Source organism: Gluconobacter thailandicus F149-1 = NBRC 100600, assembly GCF_000964465.1.
Classification (GTDB): domain Bacteria; phylum Pseudomonadota; class Alphaproteobacteria; order Acetobacterales; family Acetobacteraceae; genus Gluconobacter; species Gluconobacter thailandicus.
The window spans coordinates 58135-79297 of the sequence record NZ_BANH01000003.1 but is presented as its reverse complement, the minus strand read 5'-3'; the positions used below and the strand labels follow the sequence as shown (position 1 = coordinate 79297).

General features: G+C 55.8%; 18 protein-coding genes and 1 pseudogene. 14 read left to right on the top strand and 5 right to left on the bottom strand.

Features of this window, described 5'->3' with window-relative positions; translation table 11 throughout:
- A partial coding sequence (locus tag B7444_RS01100) for a phage integrase N-terminal SAM-like domain-containing protein (protein ID WP_048855103.1) occupies positions 1-1230 on the top strand: 1230 nt, incomplete at its 5' end.
- Positions 1231-1388: 158 nt separating this feature from the next.
- On the opposite strand, the gene B7444_RS01095 is transcribed toward B7444_RS01100, so the two are convergent.
- Positions 1389-1808 carry a hypothetical protein gene (locus B7444_RS01095; protein ID WP_146911337.1) on the bottom strand — a complete coding sequence of 140 codons (420 nt, stop codon included), beginning with the start codon at positions 1806-1808 and terminating at the stop codon, positions 1389-1391.
- A 144-nt stretch (positions 1809-1952) separates the two neighbouring features.
- On the opposite strand from B7444_RS01095, the gene B7444_RS01090 reads away from it, so the two are divergent.
- Positions 1953-3026, top strand: coding sequence for a hypothetical protein (locus B7444_RS01090; protein ID WP_146911339.1), 1074 nt, complete (start codon positions 1953-1955; stop codon positions 3024-3026).
- Between the two features lie 41 nt (positions 3027-3067).
- Here the strand turns inward: B7444_RS01090 and B7444_RS01085 are convergent, their stop codons facing one another.
- Positions 3068-3568 carry a hypothetical protein gene (locus B7444_RS01085; RefSeq protein WP_035730232.1) on the bottom strand — a complete coding sequence of 167 codons (501 nt, stop codon included), beginning with the start codon at positions 3566-3568 and terminating at the stop codon, positions 3068-3070.
- Between the two features lie 176 nt (positions 3569-3744).
- Here B7444_RS01085 and B7444_RS01080 point away from each other — a divergent pair, with 176 nt between their 5' ends.
- Both B7444_RS01080 and B7444_RS01075 read left to right on the top strand, forming a co-directional pair.
- Complete coding sequence (locus B7444_RS01080; protein ID WP_159107804.1) at positions 3745-4341, top strand: recombinase family protein; 597 nt, start codon at positions 3745-3747, stop codon at positions 4339-4341.
- Positions 4341-4592: a hypothetical protein gene (locus tag B7444_RS01075; RefSeq protein ID WP_007283643.1), complete on the top strand. Its 252-nt coding sequence runs from the start codon at positions 4341-4343 to the stop codon at positions 4590-4592. Before B7444_RS01080 ends, B7444_RS01075 begins: the two co-directional genes overlap by 1 nt.
- A gap of 143 nt (positions 4593-4735) precedes the next feature.
- On the opposite strand, the gene B7444_RS01070 is transcribed toward B7444_RS01075, so the two are convergent.
- The gene (locus B7444_RS01070) at positions 4736-5119 is read right to left on the bottom strand and encodes a hypothetical protein (RefSeq protein ID WP_007283642.1); all 384 of its coding nucleotides are present in this window, start codon (positions 5117-5119) and stop codon (positions 4736-4738) included.
- Between the two features lie 168 nt (positions 5120-5287).
- Positions 5288-6064 carry a hypothetical protein gene (locus tag B7444_RS01065; protein ID WP_007283641.1) on the bottom strand — a complete coding sequence of 259 codons (777 nt, stop codon included), beginning with the start codon at positions 6062-6064 and terminating at the stop codon, positions 5288-5290.
- Between the two features lie 104 nt (positions 6065-6168).
- Between B7444_RS01065 and B7444_RS01060 the strand changes: the two genes are divergently transcribed.
- The 7 genes and pseudogenes from B7444_RS01060 to B7444_RS16275 form a co-directional block, all read left to right on the top strand.
- Positions 6169-6789: a hypothetical protein gene (locus B7444_RS01060; protein ID WP_007283640.1), complete on the top strand. Its 621-nt coding sequence runs from the start codon at positions 6169-6171 to the stop codon at positions 6787-6789.
- Between the two features lie 144 nt (positions 6790-6933).
- Complete coding sequence (gene mobC, locus B7444_RS17055) at positions 6934-7302, top strand: plasmid mobilization relaxosome protein MobC (protein ID WP_159107803.1); 369 nt, start codon at positions 6934-6936, stop codon at positions 7300-7302.
- Positions 7299-9140: a hypothetical protein gene (locus tag B7444_RS01050; RefSeq protein WP_007283638.1), complete on the top strand. Its 1842-nt coding sequence runs from the start codon at positions 7299-7301 to the stop codon at positions 9138-9140. Before mobC ends, B7444_RS01050 begins: the two co-directional genes overlap by 4 nt.
- A 193-nt stretch (positions 9141-9333) precedes the next feature.
- On the top strand, positions 9334-9567 hold the full coding sequence (locus tag B7444_RS01045; protein ID WP_146911341.1) for a hypothetical protein: 234 nt from the start codon (positions 9334-9336) through the stop codon (positions 9565-9567).
- 688 nt (positions 9568-10255) lie between these two features.
- Entirely contained in the window at positions 10256-12784 is a 2529-nt protein-coding gene (locus tag B7444_RS01040) for a TonB-dependent receptor plug domain-containing protein (protein ID WP_007283637.1), read from the top strand.
- 325 nt (positions 12785-13109) lie between these two features.
- Complete coding sequence (locus B7444_RS01035; RefSeq protein WP_007283636.1) at positions 13110-15326, top strand: TonB-dependent receptor; 2217 nt, start codon at positions 13110-13112, stop codon at positions 15324-15326.
- Positions 15327-15426: 100 nt separating this feature from the next.
- A pseudogene (locus tag B7444_RS16275) lies at positions 15427-15531 on the top strand (IS5/IS1182 family transposase); the annotation flags it as partial.
- Positions 15532-15729: 198 nt separating this feature from the next.
- Here the strand turns inward: B7444_RS16275 and B7444_RS01030 are convergent.
- Complete coding sequence (locus tag B7444_RS01030; protein WP_231502946.1) at positions 15730-16617, bottom strand: LysR family transcriptional regulator; 888 nt, start codon at positions 16615-16617, stop codon at positions 15730-15732.
- 107 nt (positions 16618-16724) lie between these two features.
- Between B7444_RS01030 and B7444_RS17050 the strand changes: the two genes are divergently transcribed.
- From B7444_RS17050 to B7444_RS01020, 3 genes are read left to right on the top strand one after another with little or no spacing between them, the layout of a single operon-like run.
- Positions 16725-17135, top strand: a complete 411-nt coding sequence (locus tag B7444_RS17050) for a hypothetical protein (protein ID WP_231502945.1) — start codon at positions 16725-16727, stop codon at positions 17133-17135.
- The gene (locus tag B7444_RS01025) at positions 17107-19101 is read left to right on the top strand and encodes a TonB-dependent receptor (RefSeq protein WP_007283633.1); all 1995 of its coding nucleotides are present in this window, start codon (positions 17107-17109) and stop codon (positions 19099-19101) included. The genes B7444_RS17050 and B7444_RS01025 overlap by 29 nt, the downstream gene beginning before the upstream one ends.
- 42 nt (positions 19102-19143) lie before the next feature.
- Positions 19144-21033: a CocE/NonD family hydrolase gene (locus tag B7444_RS01020; RefSeq protein ID WP_007283632.1), complete on the top strand. Its 1890-nt coding sequence runs from the start codon at positions 19144-19146 to the stop codon at positions 21031-21033.
- Positions 21034-21163 lie beyond the last annotated feature (130 nt).

The following is a 21163-nucleotide window of genomic DNA, read 5'->3' as shown; positions in this document are numbered from 1 at the left end:
CTGCGACGTATTGGAGGGCTTGAGGCGACCAAAAATCGCCAGGACCAGTTTTGGCTAGGCCATCAGCATGATATCATTGAGGCCATAGGGACAGCGCGCACGCAAGGCGAGGCAGATGGATTAGCCCGCGCCATCCGTGAAGGTGCCGCTCATACTGCACCTCTCCAAATCCCCGACGCACCTTCTCCACAGCCTGTTCCAACTCGGCAGGGGTCATCGAAACCCTGGCCATCCTTCATCGAGGGCTTCTTTGCGAAAAAGGGCATTAGTGAAAAGACCAGGAAGTCATACTTGGCGGCCCTGGGAGAGCTGGAACAACATATAGGCCCCAAGAAGGCTAGAGATATCACCCGAAGCGATATTCAGGACTTCATTGACCACCTAGAAACACGTCCCAATCTGAGGGGTGGCGTACTACACCGTGACAGTGTGAAAAGATACAAGAGTCACCTCAACACATTCTTTGAATGGTGCTGCGCGCGCGAATATGTGCCTGACATCAATATGCGCAGCATACAAATCAGAGATAGGACCCCAGAAGAGAAGTTGGATATTCCACGGCGCGCGTTCACCGAAACCGAACTGGAAACCATTTTCCACAGCCCTCTATTTACCGGCTACAAAGGCCACGAAAGCCGCTCAACACCAGGCGCATGCCGGGACCACATCGCAGATTATTGGTTTATGCTCGTGATGGCGATGACGGGTGCGCGGCATGGGGAACTTGCCCTCTCTCCCGCTACCCTGACCAGACTAGGCGACGTTCATTGTATCAGCGCGCTACATGCTACGAAGACTAAGCAAAGCAAGCGCCTCATCCCGGTTATCCGCGACCTAGAGAAGACAGGATTCATTGATTACGCGAAGAGGATGGAGCGTGAAGGCCGTGATGGCCTTCTCTTCCCTCTTCCTCCGCACAACGGGAAATTTTCCGAGAACGTCGCGCAGGCATGGTCGAAGCGTTTGAACCGATACCTTGATGATATCGGCCTGGATGGTCCCGACCTCGTCGGCTACTCGTTCCGACACACCTGCCGCCAAATGCTCAGAGCCGGGGCCATCGGTGATGAACTGATGAACAAGGTGTTCGGCCATGCTGCGGGCACGGTCGGGAGCAACTACGGCAAGCATCTTTCCAGCCAAGAGGCACGCCTTGTCATAGACAATGTGAGCTTTGGCGCTGACCTTTCACATTTATGGCCGCGCAGAACCAAGCTCACGAAAATGTGAAAACGGAACAACACGAGAACATTGAAAAAGCAGACTTCGGCACTGTTCAATTAATGAAAAAGCCCACCTGTCATGTGGTCGTCGGTCTTGCAGGACCTCACACAGACAAGCGGGCTTAGTGCGGATTGGCTTCAATATATCGCAGTAAACTGCCGTTTTCAAGCCATTCCGCCAGGACGTGCGGATGATTTTTTATGCCAGGACGGCGGCACAGGACCGACAGACCTATACAGCTCCTCACAGCTATCAGCCGGGGATGCGGCCTGACCTCTGACGATTTCGACAGCTATGCCGCCAGCCGCGAGGCTGTCATCTCGCAGACAGAGAGAATAGCCGACAGTCTGGAGGTGGCGGGCATCCAGGCCCGAGACCAGGGCCGGGATATCACGCTTGTGGGAGAGCTGACGGGAGAGTGTGAGAGAATCACGGGCTTCCGTCGCCTTCATCTTCTGCCTGAGTTTGCCCAACGCCACAGGCACCGGATGATTAGGCGTTTGTCGTTTTTCCTGGAGCACTGCACCAGAGGCCGCACTTGCCGGTATGCCGTGGCGACATCCGGCCAGCGTGTTCCCTGGCATGGAGACCTGAAAGGCCGCCGAGCTGAGTTCCTAAACCGTATCAACCGTTGGAGCTCAGAAGCCAGACGGAAATACGGCGTCGAGGTCATCTATAGAGGCGACAATGATACTTTCTGCCGAGCAGAAGGAACAACGGCAGACGGCGTGAATCTCCACGCGGACCTTGTTTATCGCCCGATGCGCCGCCTCAGCCCCGAGACATGGGACCAGTTTCTCAGGTGGAGCCGGGACCGCCTTGGAGGAGTTCATTGGCGTGATTGCGGAGCCCTACGGAACGCGTCGGCAGTGGTCCGGTACGTCCTCAAGCTGAGTTGGGGCCGCGAGGGCCTGACCGCAGACGATAAAGCTGACGGACTGGTCGGCATCGACGAACTGACACCTGATGAACTGGCTTGGTATTATCACGCCACCCTGGGCGTCACCCGTGTGAAGCCGCTCCGTTCATTCCAGGTTTTCTGCAAATCGCTGAGCGACAACCGCGAGGAAATCCGTTGGGTGCCAGGCCCAGGCGGCAAACGTGAGCTCAGAAGAGTGCAGCGCCCACGTCTGGAACCCCGCCCACCAGCCGCCGCCAGGGACGGCCAGCCCGTCCTCTTGGAGAATATCGTACTGGGCAGGACCGCAGCACACCCCAGGTTTTCGAGTGTGTGTGAGCCGTGCAGCATCGTGTTGGGATTCACGGGAACCCCCACCACCGAAATTGGTCATTCCGGACTCGACATGATTATGAACCGGTGTGACCAGGCTGCCAGGTGGGCCGAGCGGAACACCCAGCGTCTCCAGGAGGCCGCCCGCCTTACGGTTCACTGTGTGACATCAGGTAGTCCAAGTGAAATCATGAGGGTCAGCTCACCATCTGAGAGTGAAGACCTGAATCCACCGTCTTCCGGACCGTCCCTGCCTTCCAGCCAGCCTACTGATGCCTACAAGCCGACCATACAGGACTTCGAGCAGCTCTCCGCCTTCTACCGGGACCTGAATCCACGTCTGACCGACGCCCAGGTCAGAGCGTCAGTGATGGCATGTGGCCCCTTCTGGGAAGGGCCTATCGGTCCGGCCATCGAGAAGATGAGGTCCAGAGTTCACAAACTGCCCCATGCCAAACCTGCGGAAGCTCAGAAGGTCATTATCCTTCCTATCCGCAAGCGTCGCATCCAGCATTTCCCAGCCAACTACAGAGACCTTGAGTTCGAAGCTACCTATGCCCACGCGGCCTAAATAGGGGGGCATAGGTAGCTTCGAAAGATATGGAGTCATTCCTAACCAAGGAGATAAAGAATGGCGTTACGAATTGTCTCTCTGTTGACGACCTCCGGGGTGCCTTGAGTGGTTGGAGCTGAACGAAGACCCGTACTCAGTCGTATGGTCCAGATGTCACTCGGTTTACCGTCCTGGACCATACGAACGAAATCGACCTTTTTAGTTGCACCTCGCCTATCAAGAGACATTTCTACTCTTCCGGCTGCACCTACGAGCATAGTTCCAGATGGCTGGAACCGGAGTTTTTCAGAATACAAAGAGATTTCGAGTGTAGGCACAACATATTGCCCTAGAGGACCGTCATCAATATTTGCGTAGCCCTTATTACTAGGCAACGGAACAGGTGCCTGGGCACTCTCTGTAATCGCCTCCTCTATCTCGTGATATAGAGCTTCAATAGCGCTTACCCAGTCCTCTCTCTGATGAGGGATTGAAGCAGTGAATGCATCTTCACTTTCTTTGGTTTGGCGCAGTTTGGATAAAGCATCTTCAAAATTCATTACGGACATCCTGATGAAAATTTACACGACACTATAGACTCAAGATTCCGGAGATTCCCAAGGGAAAAGAATCCACTCTTATCTGTGCGAAAAGAACTCTTTTTGCGACACCCGGTGATACAATGATGACATGGCGGAGCTGTGCCTGTCCCAATGTCGCAAAAAGAGTGTTCGAAATGAAGTATGGGTATATGCGGGTCAGCACGACCAAAAAGGACAGCGAAGGCGAGTTCGTCCAGGTTTTCGACTTGCAGCGTGATGCGCTGCTCAGAGAAGGCGTCGGCGTTGATAATATCTTTGAAGACAGAGCATCCGGAACAAGAGAAGACCGGTCAGGTCTTGCGGCTCTTCTCAATGCCGTCCAGCCAGGAGACACCATCCTGGTTTGGAAGCTCGACCGCCTGGGGCGCTCCGCCCGTCATCTTCTTGAGGTCGCCGAGACCATGAAGGCGAAGAACGTGAGAATCCGGTCCATCCAGGACGGCATTGACACCGGCGGCGACCTCGGAGAGTTCCTTCTGACCATTCTGTCCGCAGTGGCACAGCTTGAACGGAAAAATATCAGTGAGCGTGTCTCCGCGGGTATTGCTTCCAGTCGGGCAGACGGCGGGCGTATCGGCAGGAAGAAGGCTCTCTCGCCAGCAGCCAGACGCGACGTAATGGAATCCACGCAGGCCGGGGTGTCCGTGTCTGAACTATCTCGCCGCTATCGTGTGAATCGTGCGACGATATACAGAACACTGACAGCCGAGCAGGCAGCGGCGGCAGCCTGATGAAGTGGGAAATCCCGGAGAGCCCGGATGACTGCCTCATCCAGGAGTACAGGAATCCGTCAGGTCAGTTCGACAGACGCACATACGACCTGCCAGGCCATGACGACCTACGACACAGCCTGCTCCGTGATTTCCTCGAAGGCACATCACTAGATGACATTGCCATTCAGGCCAGCCGGGCCATCGGTCGCCGGTGTGACGCTTACGTCAGCTACGGATTTCTGTGTGTAATCGCGGAGTACACAGAGTGACCGCGTTGACCACAATTACAACATATCCCCAGGGGCTCCTCTGGCTCGACCGTGAAGCCGCCCCCGCCCCTGGGGATATGCTCCGGCTGCGCCTACGGTCAGCCAGGCTGACTGGAAATCATGGACAACACTAGAGTGATTTGTCAGGCATCACACATCTTTTCTGCCTGCTCGCACTTCAGAAACCAAAGCAAAACAATGTTGAAGGCAGTCGCGGCGGTGCGGGCGTCATTAGAATTAGACAGCAAACGAAGGGCATGCCTCAGCGCTGAGGCAGGGCCTTCCGGCAGGCGCGAGCACGGGTCCACCAGCAACCACGTGGAAATCGCCGCTCCGTAATCTACGCCGTTGATTTCAAGTCCAACGACCCCAAACGGTGCAGTCGTGATGAGTGCCTCAAGCGTGTACCGCTTATTATAGCTCAGCCTGACAAATCTGTCGCCGGGGTGCTCCTGTTCTACAGAGAACTGGCCATCCATCCGGTGCCAGGCCGCCAGGGCTTTCTCAATCTCTGCGAGCTCTGCCATCGCCCGTCTCCTCTTGATATTCCAAGAGAATTATACTCCGAGTGCTGGTATTTCTGGGTGGAAAATCGTCACATCGGCTCCCCTGGCCGCCTTGGTCTATCGACCAGGGCGGCAGCCTCGCCAGGGGCGGCAGGTCTCGGCTACGCCTCACCAGTCGCCAGCCGCCGGTCACATTCCCAAGGACGCCAGGTCATCCAGGCCAGCACTGGTGGCCTGCTCCCACGCCACCGCAACCACGTCAGCAGGCTCCGGCTCCATCACCGACTTCGGCCCGCCGGTCTTGCCGCCCGCCCCCGAGACAGCGGCAGCAATGGCGACCCTACGCCGCAGCAGAGCCAGGCCAGCCACCGCATCAATGCGAAGAAGCCCGCCATCTTGGCCGACCACAGGAGCAAGAGCGGCATGCAATTCCTTATCCGGCTTCAGCTCCGCCAAGCCTTCCGCCATCCGCAGCACCCCAGGCAAATCATCCAGGCGACGGACGGCTTGCACGACATCAGGACGTGCATCGAAATCCCTGATTTTCTTGTCCTGCCGATGGCGTCCCCGCTCTATTTTTGCCGCCTCGGTCTGAATGAAGCTTATCGTCCCTGCCCCCTGCCATGTCTTCAGCGCAGCCGCCGCTTCCTCGATGGCCGCCTTTCTCTCCCGCGCGGTCCGGGTCCATGAGAACCAGCCTTTCGGAAGCCCCTCAGCCCGGTCACGCGCTTCTTTCAGGTCAGCAGTGCGCTCACGTAACGCACACTGGAGAGCATCTCTTCCTGGTCGTGTATCGAACCTGTGTGGTCTTGCCGCCAGGAACTGCCGGTCTGCCTCTGACATGGCCTGGAAATCGTCCACCAGCCGCTCCATCAACACCCGCCACAATTCCATTGTGATAGCAGCGAAAGGCAACAAATGCTCAAAGATGCCGCTGACGTGCTGGCTGGGCGATGGCTCTTTCATGACGACATGCTCCCGGAAAATACGCGGTTTTCTGGCAGTTTCTCACGCTCGTATGCAAGCCAAGACAACAGAATGGAGGGCCACATTAGACGGAAGACGGCGGCATGAAGGAAATCATCCAGGGGCGCAGGCTGGGAACGGGCGAGCGGGTTGAGTTCGAGTACGATGAGAGCGAAACCAACATCGTGAGGAAATCGGGGGCATCGTGTGAGAGCAATCTCACTACTCACGCGGAGCGCATATATCCTGACGTACCTGTCATTATTGCACCGGCCAGGGCGCGCGTTGGCGGTGTGGTCGATGGACAGAAAATAGTTCTCTTCACTGACAGCCTGGGACGGCAGCAGCAGACGAATCTCTTTCATGAACTTTGGCATCACGCAGAGAAGTGCGCCATCTCGGCGGGCGACCTGGAGACTGTATATAAAGAAGTCGCCGGAGGTGATGACTGGGATTGCGATTATCTCAATGAACCCCGAGAGCGCGCGGCGCGGGCATTCGAGCACTATGCGTCAGCGCGAGCCAGCGGACTTCAGTTCACCCCAGCCCGCAAGGGAACGGCGCAGGCAATCTTTGAGCGGCTGTATGAAGGCACGGAGCACGCCGCCCATCTCAAGCGCCGCCGCCAAGAGCGGTGGGAGCCTGTCATGTCGTGGGTCCGTCCGCTGGCCGCGCTGGCCGCGATGGTCGGGGTGTTCATCGGCATCCCTCACTTCCTTTTCTGACCTCTGAAATCCATCTGGTTTGCATGCCTCTCTTCTAATGTCTGCGACATAGCCAGCCGTGTTGTTTGTGGCCCTGCGGACCACAACAACAAGCAGGCCAAGGGGAGCAAGCTCCCCTGTGGAACCCCTCTCATGGAGGCCGACATGCAGACCGACAGACTTCACTCTTTCCGCATCCGCGCCAGCCGGGCCGACCTGGCTGCATGGGAGCGGGCGGCCCATGCAGCCGGGACCAACCGCACGTCATGGCTTCGGTCTCTGGCAGCCGAGGCCGCAACGACCGGGCAGACACCTGGTGTCCTGGCCGACGACTTGGCCCGTCTCCGGCGCGACCTGGCGGCCATAGGCAACAACGTGAATCAGATTGCCCACACTCTGAACGCAGGCGGCCATGCCAGCCCCCAGGCGGCTCTCGATGCGGTAGAGACGGCGATGCTCGGCGTGTCCGACTTCCTTAATGACGCCCGCGCCCCTCGCCGGAAAGGGGGTGGTCGCAGGAGGTCGGCAAGGTGATTCTGAAAACCAGCCGTATCAAGACCGCATCCGGCCCTCATGCCCTGACCCGGCACTTGTTCCACGGCAAAGGGAATGAGGAAATCGTGTGTGTTCAGGGCAGTAAGGCCACCCTAGCTATGATGATGCAAGACGCCCAGGCAGCAGGTCGAACATACGGAATCCGTCACCTTGTCATTAGTCCCGAAGAGGCTACAGGCCGCACGCAGGCTCTTGATGTCCTTCATCTGCATGGTGCTGAGTTCGGTTATGACCCGGAAGAAGCCACGCTCATAGAACACCGGAAGCACCGGCAAGACGGCCAGGGCTTTGAAGTCCATTGGCATGCGGCAATTCCCGAGATGAAGCCAGATGGGGCCGTCCTGGATTCACGCTTCATGTTCAAGCGGAATGAGATGGTTGCCAGACTGGCCGAGGTTCGGCTCGGCCACCACCTCACATCTGGTCGTCACAACACATGGGCGGCAGCGGCATTGGAGCAGAGAGGTTTTCACGATGCGGCGCTGGCCGTCCGCCTGGGTCCAGCCGCCCTCTCATTCGGACCAGCCGCCCAGGCCACGCCGAGGGAATCATATAGCTCAGAGACCCACCAGATATTGAAGCGGAATGGCATCTCCACTCCTGCCATCAAGTCCGCCATCACGGCAGCATGGGCGACGAGAGACCCGGAAAACGGCCTGCCTTTCAAAGATATGCTCCATGCTTGCGGCGTCGACCTCGTGCCAGGGCGTCGGTCAGATTCCTGGGTCGCAGTCGTGGACGGTGTGGAAGTCACGGCTCTGCACCGTCTGCTCAAAGTGAAATCGTCAGAAGTGGAGAGCGAGATGGCAGCACAAAGGAAAGCCCCGGCGTGGACCCGAGCCCAGGGCGGCTATGATGAGCTCAGCACACAGAACAAGAAGCGTGCTGAAGGTGCATTTAAGGCGTTCCAGCGTATCTATCATGCCCGCCATGGGACTGAGTACCCGTATGGGCTTTCTGAATACGTTGGTTACTGCCAAGAGCAGGAGGCGCTACGCCAGAAGGCCACCCCTGAGACTCCTTCAGCATCCAACGCACCGCGCAGGCCCAGGGACTTCGGTGATGAGCAGGCACCCCCTACCTCGGAGACCCCATCACCAGCAGAGCAGGCCGTTCCATCACGACCGAAATCACTGCCCCTGCCAGATGACAAAGATGCCCTTCGCAGGGTCATCGGTGCATCCCCGTGGTCAGACGCAAACCGGGACCCCTCGCGCATATCTGACGAGTACAAACGCCGCGTGCAGACAGTCCGGGAGAAAGCGGAGAAACGGCTGGAAACCGTCGAAAAAGCCATTGAGCGCACGGCTCCGCGGGATGAGGTCGCGGAAGGAAAAGCCCTGGAGAAGCTGGCCGACATCGCCGCCGGGCTAGCTCTCAAGCTCATCAATACCGTCCTGAAAGTGCTGGGAATCCCCGAGATACCGCATCCGAATTTCGGCGGCCCCCGCGTTGTCGGTCAGCTCCCCGGCAATCCGCGTGAGCATGAGGCGGCACACAAAGAGGCCGAGAAGCTGCGGGAATATGTCCGCAACTTGCCGGACGACGAAGCCATCACGCAAAAAGGGGAGCAGGTCGCCCAGGCCCGCCAGGTAGAACATGATGACTGGCTCGACAACACCGCGCCTGCCCGTCTCAAGCTCTCTGGCATCGAAGCCAAGGAGGAGGCCGAACGCGAGGAGCAGGAACGCCGTGCCCGCGTGGAAGAAGCCCGCCAAGCCCAGGCCCTGGCAGCGAAGGAGCGTGTGGAGGTTGATGCCCCGGAACTCGGCCCAGAGGTCCGTCTGGATGAGGAAATCGAGCGCCTGAAGTTCTGAGGATTACAACAAATTGTGACAGTGAGGGCCATCATTCATCATGAGTGATGGCCCTTTTTTCATGAATCATCATCACAGGTCATGGGTGCCCTCGTGAATTGATGAAGACGTCATAAATGGCTGTATTCTGCCGGTTATTGCATCCTCTCTCACTCCGTGATTCGATGAATCCAATTCAACAGAAGGAGATTGAGTGATGGATATGACTGACGCGGTGATTTGGGTGGGAACACCAGGAGCAGGACCGGCAGGGGTTCGGGACGTTGACGATGGGCCACTGGTCGATGCCCTAGCCCGATGCGGCGCAATGTCGGACCGCATCATCGTTGAGAGGATGTCGGGTGTGTTGGACATGCCCGCATGTGCGCTATCAGTTCACCACGTGGGCGGGGTGCTTGCCTTGGGGGTCGGGTTGGGAGCCATTTGACCCGATGCCCCCCAGTGTGGCACACACCTGTGGCACACGCTGGCTTCCTGTAAGCCATTGTTTTGATTAATCAATACCTTGGCTTCCCCTCGTTTTTCCTCCCCTATGGGACGCCAAATTTATTTGGCAATGTTATCAGGGGCTTACAGCCGCCACAGACTATCCTACCTAAAAAATTAAGTAGCGATTATGGACCAGTTCTGGGCCAATGGCGAGTTCGTCTCGTGGCCCGTACAAAATCCACCGCGAATACCAACGATCCCGCTATAGGACGCCCTCTTCCAGATGGCGTGAGTTGTCGGGATGCGCACCAGCATGAAAGGCCGTGGCCCGTGGCTGGACAACGTTTTCATCTGATTACAATAGGCAGCATCTTGGTGGACGCCCGATGAGGCGTATCATACCTCGTCAACGTCATCTGGTCCGGGATGAACCTGGGACCAGATGATCAACAGCAACGCCGTTAGTATGATGACATGACAATAACAGGCTATAGCTTATTTACCGCAAAAAAACCTCCGAATGAACGGGAGCACCTGCGAGCAATCAATATATAGATCCAGAAATACTAATAAATAAATTAGCAACACAATAATAATGACACAAAACCTTAACTTTCCTGCTTTATTTCTTTCAACTAAAAATCTGTACCAAGGCGTTACAAATAGCGTTTTTGGGAAATTTTCCGATGAAAAAGACGGTTTTAATTCTGGCTGCAACAACTGCTGCCGGCTCATTCCTGGTGCCTGCGCAAGCTCAACCTCTCCCCAGTCAAACCACGACAGATGACAAGCCCGCGAAGGCCAAGGGAAACTCAAAACGAGCAACGACTGCTCATGAGAGTGAGAGCGAGCAGGTTATCGTAACGGGAACGCGTGAATCCCACGTCAAGGCCCGGCAAAGCATCAGTCCCGTCGTTATTATCTCATCGGCTGCGCTAGCGCGCTCAGCCGAACTGAACGTCGCCAATGCGCTGACGCGCATCTATCCATCGATCACAATGAGCGCCCGCGGATCGAATACCAACTCATTGGTGTCGTCGATTCAGATGAGAGGGCTGGGACCGAATGAGACGCTTGTTCTGGTGGATGGAAAGCGTCGGCATAGCACTGCGAACATCGTGCAAAAGCCAGGGCCGCAATTTGCGTCTTCTGGCGTCGATCTCAACATGCTTCCCGAGAACATGATCGATCATATCGAAATTCTCGAGGACGGCGCCGCTGCGATGTATGGCTCCGATGCGATTGCCGGTGTGGTCAATATCATAACAAAAAAGAAGGACCACGGCCTGTCGCTATCCGGGCAAGGTGGAGCCAATGCGTATCTTGGTAGCGGAGAGCAATTCCAGCTTAATGCCGACGGAGGGTTCAAACTTGGCCACGATGGTTATGTGCATCTGGGCGCACAGATTTATCACAGCGAACATGCAGTCGCCTGGGGGCCGGATCACGCTCTCCTTGGGTATTGGCCAACAGGCGCCGATACAAAAAACTACTTCGTCGGCGTTAAGGCAGGCTCAGAAAAGTGGAAGGGTCGCAAAACCGACTATCTGAGCACTCCAGAAGAGACCCGCGAGAATTTTGGCCTGAATTTCGGGAAGCCCCTCGGGGCTGATATTGACCTTTATGGGCAGGCAACTCTGGCTTATCGACATGCAGGCATGCGGGCCTACAAATACCCTTACGTTGTGCCCGCCATGGGAATTGACGAGTTACGTCCGATCACAGGCGATGATGAACTCGACTATGGCGTTACCCTTGGTTTGAAGGGTCATGACCTGGCTGGGTTCGACTGGAATCTTTCTACAGTTTACGGAGGCGATAACTCCCGGATCAGTATTCGCGACAACGTCAATATCGGCATGCTGACCCGGACAGGATACTCACCGTCCAAATTCTGGGACTACACCCAGAAGAACGCACAATGGACCAATAATCTCGATCTTCGACGCAGCTTCACGGTTATCGGAATGCCTGTAAGCCTTGCTTTTGGTGGTGAGCATCGACTGGATTCTTACCAGATTATTTCCGGAAATCCGGAATCCTACCTTGATGGCGGACCGGTAGAGCACGCCGGCATCCCACCCCAATCCGCCGGAACGTGGTATCGCAATGTGTACTCGGCGTATATCGACACGACGTTACGACCCACCAGCAAGCTTTCGATCGATATCGCTGGCCGCTACGAATATTACACAGACACAAACCACACTGAAAACGGCAAGATTTCGGCCCGGTATGATGTGTCTCGTCGGTTCGCACTCCGAGGCACGATCAGCAACGGCTTTCGCGCTCCAACATTGCAAGAATCCCACTTCAGCCGCTTGAGCATTTTCGCTGGAACAGGCAGCGTCGGAGGGCAGCTCCCGGTTGAGTCAGCCGCTGCAAGATCTCTCGGCGCATCGGGGTTGAAGCCTGAACGCTCCGTGAATGCCAGCGGCGGCTTTACCATGGAACCAGTACGCGGCCTTCATGTCGAAGCTGACGTGTACCAGATCAATCTGCGCGACCGCATTGTTCAGGGGGGAACCGTCCGAGGCGCGCAGGCACTGGATGCCATCCGTTCTTTCGGGTTCGACGTTTCACCGACTGCAACGAACGCAGCCGCTTCGTCGGCTTACTTCCTGTCAAACGGGGCAAGCACACGAACACAGGGTCTTGATCTGAAGGCCGATTACCTCGTGCATATGCATCGGTGGGGCAATGTCGCCCTGACGGCCGCGCTGAACCTCAACCGGACCCGTCTGCATCATAATGGAATTTCGTCGATCGGAACGCCGCTGCTGAACGATCAGACCATTGCCTACATCACCACGGCAACGCCACGCAGCAAAATGATCCTGAATGCCTTGTGGACCATCGGGAATTGGGACGTCAACGTCCGCCAGAGCCGCTATGGTGAAACGACGGGCATGATGACGTATCAGGATTGGACACCTGCCTCGGCCACATGCCCAAAAGGTGGGGCACTCCGCTATTCCAACAGTTGCTTCGCACAATTCAAGAACACTCCGCGCTGGCTGACAGATCTGGAGATCGGCTATCGCGTTACGTCACATGTTCATGTCGCGGTGGGGGCCAACAATATTTTCAATGTTCGCCCGCGCAAACTGCCTGATCAACTGATCTCTGCTGGTGGCAGCATGTATGACCAGTTCTCGAACCAGGTGCCCTTCACAGGTGGATATTATTTCGGGCGAGTGAACGCGTCATTCTGAGCATAGGTAGTCGCGCTAACAAATCTGTCCAGGCTCAGGCCCCATTCTTTGAAATAGAAGGTGAAGCGTGGGGAACCAGCAAATTTGGGATTGAAAATTTTTCAAAATGTTGTTGCGAATGATTATCACTAAAACTATAAGGGTGCCACGTTATGAAATAATTCGCTGACTTATAAAGAGGTTTTTCGTGACAACTTCGTTACGTCTACACATTACGTCTCTCTCGGTTGCCGGTACGCTCCTGATGTCGTCGCAAGGCTATGCCGCCGCACCTGCAAAACACGAGAAAAAACCAGATCGTAAATCAGAGTCGTCCCCGCGGCATTTGGAAGACTCTGCTGGTGTTGAAGGGGCGGATGTCGAACACCTGACGGTTCAGGGACATGGCTTTAACACCCTGCACCAGTCCCTCGGGCTTTCACGGATGCCTCAGGATGTCATGCACACGCCGCAGAACATCAATGTTGTGCCGCAGGCCTTAATGCAGCAGCAGAATGTCAAATCTCTCGATGAAGCTCTGAGGAATGTGCCGGGCGTGACAACCTCCATTGGTGAGGGCGCTGGCGGCATGAATGGGGATCAGTTTCTGATTCGCGGATTTCAGGCTCAAAATGATATTTATGAAGATGGCCTACGGGACTTTGGTGTTTATTCTCGTGATTCCTTCAATTTCGAAAACGTTTCCGTCATAAAGGGGCCGTCTTCCGAAGTGTTCGGGAATGGTACAACGGGAGGCGCCATCAATATGGTGACCAAAACTCCTGGTCTGAAGAACCATTATACGGCTGATTTTTCCGGCGGATCGGGCAGTTACTATCGCGGTACGCTGGATGTGAACCAGAAAATCAATGACTCTACGGCCTTCCGGATTACGGGAATGGGCGATGAGCATAATGTTGTAGGACGAGATTATATCTTCTCCCATCGCTGGGGCGTTGCTCCGTCGCTTGCGTTCGGGATCGGCAAGAGAACAACGCTTGTTCTGCAATACATGCACCAGCAGGAAAATTCCGTTCCTGATTTCGGTGTGCCCGTTGTTACCAAGCCGGGCGCAAAATATGGACAGCCTATTACGGAATACGGGATCCGTCGGACGAACTGGTACGGCACGGACAACGACCAGAACGCCACCAATTCCAACATGGAAACAGCACGCTTCAGCTTTAAACTGAACAAGCATGTCACGTTCTATGATGATTTGCGGGGTGGTGAATATTACCGGTCTTTTGCGGCCTCAAAAGCGACCTGCGATACAACGTGTGTGAACAACTACTTCAACGGGGATGCCTCAAAAGCGCTTGTTGCACGGTCCGGACCTGTGGGCGCAGGTGCGGGCACGGGGGCCGGAACGTACATGGCGCCATTGCCTTATGAGCAGACGAGCTGGTCTGTGCAGAATGTCGCCTCAATGGTCGCTGACTTCCATACGAGCTTTCTCAAGCATCAGGTGGTTGCCGGGTTTGATGTGGAACGCGTCAATGATGTTCGCTCACAGTCGACGTATCTGAAGCCAAAACCCTATGCGAACCTTGTTAATCCGAACCCTCATGTGGGGAATCTGGATCTCGTACCGGGTGACATGAATCCGGGTGGTCTGGTGTCTCTGGGCTCACTGGGCGCGAAGTCTCACAGCAATGGTTACGGGTTCGATACCGGTCTGTTCCTGTTCGATCAGATCTGGTTCACCAGGTGGCTTTCCGTGAAAGGTGGTTTCCGTTGGGATCGCTGGCAGACAAGCTACAATCTGACGGGAGGAGATGTTGCAAAGAATCCCGATCAGCATTTTCATGATGTTACGGGTGTCTTCAATCCGAACGCTAGCCTTGTCGTAACCCCAGACGAACATCAGACCTATTATTTCACCTGGGCCAATTCCACGACCCCAATGGGAATGTACGTCACCAACGGGTCTGTACCCATTCGTCCGGGAACCAATTCTTTTGCCAGCCCGGAAAAGGCTCAGCTTTATGAACTGGGTGCCAAATACAGCATTCTCCACGATCGGTTGGGCCTGACTGCCTCACTGTTCCGTCTGGACAAGGGCAATGCGCTGAATGCTGATCCGGTAACCGGTGAAATTCAGGGGTCTTCTGATCGACAGCGTAATCAGGGGCTGGAACTGTCTGTCGGAGGTGTCATTCTGCCAGGCTGGAATGTGTCTGCGACGTATGCCCTCTATGATAGCAGCACGACGTCGTCTTCGACCAAAGCAAACCGAGGCAAGAACGTTCAGTATGTCCCGCATAATCAGGCGACACTCTGGTCTGCATACAGTGCCTTCCCGGATAAGCCCTATAACCTGACAGTAGGTGGTGGACTGACCTGGCGTGAGCATGTCTGGTTGGATGCGGCCAATACGTTGCGTGCACCCGCCAATCTGGACTTCAGTGCCATGATTTCCCATCGCTTCAACCAGCATTGGAAAATTTCCATGAATGGCTACAATCTGGCCAATCGACTGAATTACCAAAGCCTTTTCTCGAACCGGGCGACCCCATCTGCAGGGCGCATGTTCCTCGGCGAAATTAGCGTTGCCTACTGAATAATTTCTCGGCGCAGGATCCATTGATTTTTGAGCAGGGTTTCGATTCAGGGTCCGTGACGAAATTGAAGATGAGTAGCCCGTACTGACAGACGAACAAATGGATCGTCTGCGGCCGTTCTTTCCAAAGTATCATGGTCGTCCGTGAATGGACGACCATCGCGTGTTGAGCGGAATCATTTTTGTCAATCGGAATGACCTGCGCTGATACACCGCACGGCTTCGAACCTACGGGTCAAACGGGGATCCTGGTCGCCTGATCGGTCTCATCAAAGGCGGTATGAATACGAGCGCCACAGCCGGTCACCAAACAGAACCTTCAGCGTCAGGGACGGTCACAGACTTTTACCTGCTCCTACCATCCCATTATCAGAATGGATTCACTCAGTGAATCCCGCCACCCTCAAACCACCTCCCGGATCAACCCCTCAAGCCAGCCGACCCCCGCATCGTACTCTGCCTTGCGGGGCAGCAGCATCCGCACCTCATGCACTCCAAAAACCTCCGGTAGGTAGGAAATCCGCAACCCGCTCGTCATTAGAAAAAATTCCGCGATATAATCAGGAACAATAGCAATGGTGTCCGGCTGGCAGAGAAAGGTTGGTAGATGGCCGAAAGATGGCACAATCGTCCTCACTGTGCGCCGGATGCCCATGCTCCGCAGCCGATGATCGAAAATACTGTACCGTAACGCCGTCTCAATCAGCACATGACGACAACGTTCCAGATCCTCAAGTGTCATCTGCTCTGGTAAAATGCAAAAATCCACATGCCAGACACAGACAAACCGGAAAGATCTGAGAGAGGACGAGATACAATCAGGACGCGTGACAGAACTGACCGTCAGTGCCAGATCAATCTCCCGCCGTCCCAGCGCGTCGTCCAGAACCGGCTCTGAAACGGTGCGAAACGTCAACGTGATATCCGGTGCCTCAGCCGACAGACGCGATACAAGTCGCGCGCCCAGTGCATAATCCAGCCCCCCGTCGCTTCCAATCATGAAAAAGCGAGACGAAGACGCTGGATCGAACTGCCCCCGCAGTCCCAGCGAAGAACGCAGAGACGAAACATTCATCTCAAGCGTTTCCGCAATTGCCACCGCATGGGCCGTTGGCTGCATTCCATATCGCGTGCGCACGAACAACTCGTCGCCACACGCCTCACGCAAACGTCGCAACGCCGAACTGACAGCCGGCTGTGTCAGAAACAGCCGTTCAGCCGCCCGGCTGACACTGCGCTCATGCCACAGGGCCAGAAACACATGAGCCAGATTAAGATCGATCCGCGACATATTCATAGAGTTTATAGCTAACAACAAAAATTAAAATTTGACCATAATGTTCTGAATAAGCAACGATCTGCTTTGCCTATTTCCCTCCCGTTTTACAGGAGCATCACGTGCGGAAAACCAACGGATTTCTGGCCGTCCTTCTTGCTTCTTCCGTCTCGCTTCCCGATCCGGCGGATGCCCGTCCGATCCATAAGAAAGTGCCTGCGCACCAACCCACTGCCGCGAGCCCGGCAGTACCCCCTAAAACCGCCGCAAAACCCCAATCACAGCATTCCTTCAGCGCAACGGGCACGGAAACGGTCGAAGTACATGTCAGCATGAGAACCGCCAATGGCGTCACCAATACCACACCCGGCGGCGGCCTTATGGGCCGCCAGACCGCCGCACGCTCCCAAAGCACCATCACGCGCGACTTCATCGCCAAACAGTCCCCTACCAGCAACGCCATCGCCTGCCAGCACCGATCCGCTTGGTCAGTCGAACACCGCAATGTCCATCCGTGGCTTGCAGCAGGCTGAAATCGGCTTCTTGTACGAGGGAATTCCTCTCAACGATTCAATCAACTACACGCCCTACACACAGGCCATGGTGGACACGGACAACATTCAGTCCGTCACTGTCGCACAGGGCGCTCCCGATATCGGGGCGCCAGTCTATAACGATGTTGGGGGCCTCGTCACCGTCGCCCTGCGCGGCCCGCAGGATAAAAGGGGAGGAAGCGTCGATTTCAGCTTTGGCTCCAAATCACTCCAGCGCGAATATATCCGCCTCGACACAGGCGAAATCGGCCATAGCGGTGTCAAAGCCTTCGCTTCGTTCTCCACCACCACCAACAACCAATGGCGCGGCTCAGGTGAGTTCAGGAAATACCATGTTGATTCAAAAATCATAAAGAAATGGGGCACCGGCAGCAGCGCTGGCCTCACCTTCTCCTATGATAACTGGCAGCAGGCCACTTACCGTCCCCTGACCATGGCCCAGTGGAAACAGTACGGAAATTCCTTCAATTATACAAAGGAATACTGGCCCGGAAACACCAACTGGGTCGGTCTGCGGCAGTACCAACGACGCTCTACAGCGCTGATCGCCCCGGTGAAACTGAAACTCAGTGAACACGTCAACCTCGACCTGACCCCCGCCTATATGAACTATTCTGAGTTCTATTATGGCGGTGTCACGATCAAAAACAACGGATCGTACTTCGGAAACCAGCGTATCGCTGACCTGAATATGCCCTACCAGACCAACGGCGTCACAACTGCCTCCAGCATCAATCCAGTGCCGCAAAAAACCGGCTTTCTGAATACCGCCCTGACTTGGAAAGCTGGACATAACACCTTCCGCGCCGGTTATATCTACAACTATATCGCGCTTGAAGAGCCTATCTATTATGCACCCGTCAATTACTCCGGCGGCATCGCCAACAATTACAACAAATATATGGTCACCATGCCGAACGGTCAGCAATACCGGACCCTCGACATGAACTTCAAACACCAGATGAACGAAATCTTCGTCGATGACACGCTGAAATTGCTTGATGACAAACTGACTCTCAACGCTGGCTTACGCTACCTGATGATAACCCGCTGGAATACGAACCTCATTCCCGGCGTCACGAAATATAAGGTCGGTGCCAGCTACGCCCAGCCCCTCCCACAAGTCTCGATCAGCTATCAGCTTACTCCCCATGATCAGATCTATGTCGATGGCACAACTGCCTATCGTGCTCCGGCCTCGGTCCAGGTGTATGGCGAGGTGTTCTCGACCAACAGCCCGAACCCCGCGTCGAAACAGGCCTCTCTCAAAGGCGAATACTCTATCGGCGAGGAAATCGGTTACCGACATTACGGTCTCGTCAATCTCGCAGTGTCTCTGTTCAACTACAACATCACCAACAACCAGATCACCTCATCACAATACATCAACGGCATCCCGCTGCCATCGCCGATCGAAGCCGGTGGGAAAACCTCTCGCGGCGCACAAGCTGAAATCGGATTACGCCCTTGGCATCACTGGAGCCCCTATGTCTCCGCCCAGTATCTCCATGCCACGACAGACAACAATATTGCCTCAGGCCTCGACTACCTGCCGACAAAAGGGAAACGCGCCGTCCAGAGTCCGGAATTCTCCGCTGCCGCCGGGATCTCTTACGACGACAGCCATATCTTCGGAAACTTCGTCTTCAACTACGTGAGTTCCCAGTATTCCACCCTCATGAACGACGAAAAAATTCCCGGTTACGAAACCGCCAATATCACCATTGGATACCGCATGAACAGCATTGGCTTCGCACAGCATCCGCAGTTCCAGCTCAACGTCGTTAATATCGGCGCCAAAAACTACCTGTCCGGATTTCAGAGTATCTCTAATAACGCGAAAGCCACGCGCGGCGTCTACGGCACAACCATCGCCGGATCATCCCCGCTCTATCTTAGTGCGGGCGGCCTCGCCGTCGTAGCCTCCCTCAGCACCGGATTTTGATAAACCATTACCCGATCAGACTATTTAACGGAGACCTGCTCTATGCCTTCCATTCGTCCCGCCCTCTTCTTCACAACCTGTCTCGCTCTGTCAGCCATAGCCTCGCCGGCGCTGGCCACACCCGGCTGGCCGAACGATGAAGGACGCGGCTCCTGCACCGTGACGAAAAAGACCGACGTGCCCGCAAAGATGCGCGACGGAACCATCCTCCGGGCCGACGTTTATACGCCGAAAACCAGTGAAAAAGTGCCGGTTCTGCTCATGCGAACGCAGTATGGAAAAAGCGCCGCTCAAATCCAGCCTGCCCGCTATCAGAACCCGGAATGGTTTGCCTCGCACTGCTACGTTGTAGTCGTGCAGGATATCCGTGGACAGGGAAAATCCGACGGCACGTTCTACGAATATCGGTATGACCGGAATGACGGCTACGATACCGTGCAGTGGGCCTCCACACTCCCCGGCGCGGACGGCCAGGTCGCCATGTACGGCTCCTCCTATGTCGGCGCCACCCAGTGGCTAGCCGCCACCGCTTCACCCCCTGCTTTGAAAGCCATCATCCCTTCCAATACCGGTGATGATTACTACGACGGCTGGACCTACGAGGACGGCGCTTTTCGCCTCGCCTTCATCGAACCTTGGATGCTCGAGACCATCGCCTCGTCTGCCGCCGAAGACCGTGGCGATAAAAAACTCTCGAAAGCGCTCTACGCGGACGGCAAAAATGCCTCCGTCTGGATGCCATACACCCCCTACGCCAGTTTCCCGCCTCTCCACCCTGACAAACCGGAAATCGCCCCGTATTTTTACGATGCTGTCACTCACACCACTCGCGACAGCTACTGGGAAGCCTTCCAGATCCGCACCCATTACGACCGTGTGAAAGTTCCCGTCCTCGCCTTTGATGGCTGGTACGATTCTTTCCTCAATGGCGCCGTCAACAATTTCAACGGGATGCGCACCGAAGGCGGAACGCCGGAAGCCCGTGAGAACCAGCGCCTCGTCATAGGTCCGTGGGAACATATTGGCTGGGGCCGTCCAAACGGCACCATCAGCCCACGCCTGAAAGACATCGGCCCCATCGCCAACAGCCCCGTCAACGAACTGACCGTGCAGTTCCTCGATCACGTTCTGAAAGGTCAGGCCAACGGTTATTCCGACGGTCCGCGCGTCGATTACTTCACCATGGGTGAAAACCGCTGGCACAGCGCGAAATCCTTTCCCATCGAAGGTACACAATACGTCACCTGGTATCTTGGCAGCGCCGGACGGGCGAATTCTTCAATGGGTGATGGCTCTCTCAACACAAAGCCGGTGAAAAAAACAGCAGCCTCCGACCAGTTCACCTACAATCCGGCAAACCCCGTCCCCAGCGTCGGCGGCCACTCCTGCTGCTCCTGGACATCCGGTCCGCAAGGCCAGTTCGACCAATCCGCGATCGAACAGCGGCCCGATATCCTCATCTATACAAGTCCCGTTCTCCAAAACACCGTCAACGTAACCGGCCCGATCACGGTCAGCCTGTTCGCCAGCACGGATGCGAAAGATACGGATTTCACCGCCAAACTCGTTGATGTCGCGCCGGACGGCCGCGCCATCAACCTCAATAATGGCATCATCCGAGCCAGCTATCGGACCTCCCTGAGCAATCCGACCCCGATTGTCCCCGGTCAGGTCTATGAATATCAGATCAAAGTTTGGCCAACGTCCAACCTCTTCAAGACCGGTCACAAAATCCGCCTAGAAATTTCATCGAGCGACTACCCACAATTCGCCCCTAACCCGAACACCGGCGAGCCCCTAGGCACAGCCGCTACCAGCGTCATCGCCCACCAGACCATCTGGCACGATAGAACCCACCCTTCATCGGTAACACTCCCTGTCCTCCCGGCTGCCATCGCCGGAGACGCCGCCGACCACCCCCCGCAGAACTAACCTTTTCCGGCCGGCAGGCTGTTCAAACCAGCCTGCCGTGTCGAGTTTTAGTTCCGGCCCTTTGAGACCGCGGATAGTCGTGAAGGAGCTTTGGAATGGGAAGTGTTTACAAGGCAAAGCGTAGGGTTGA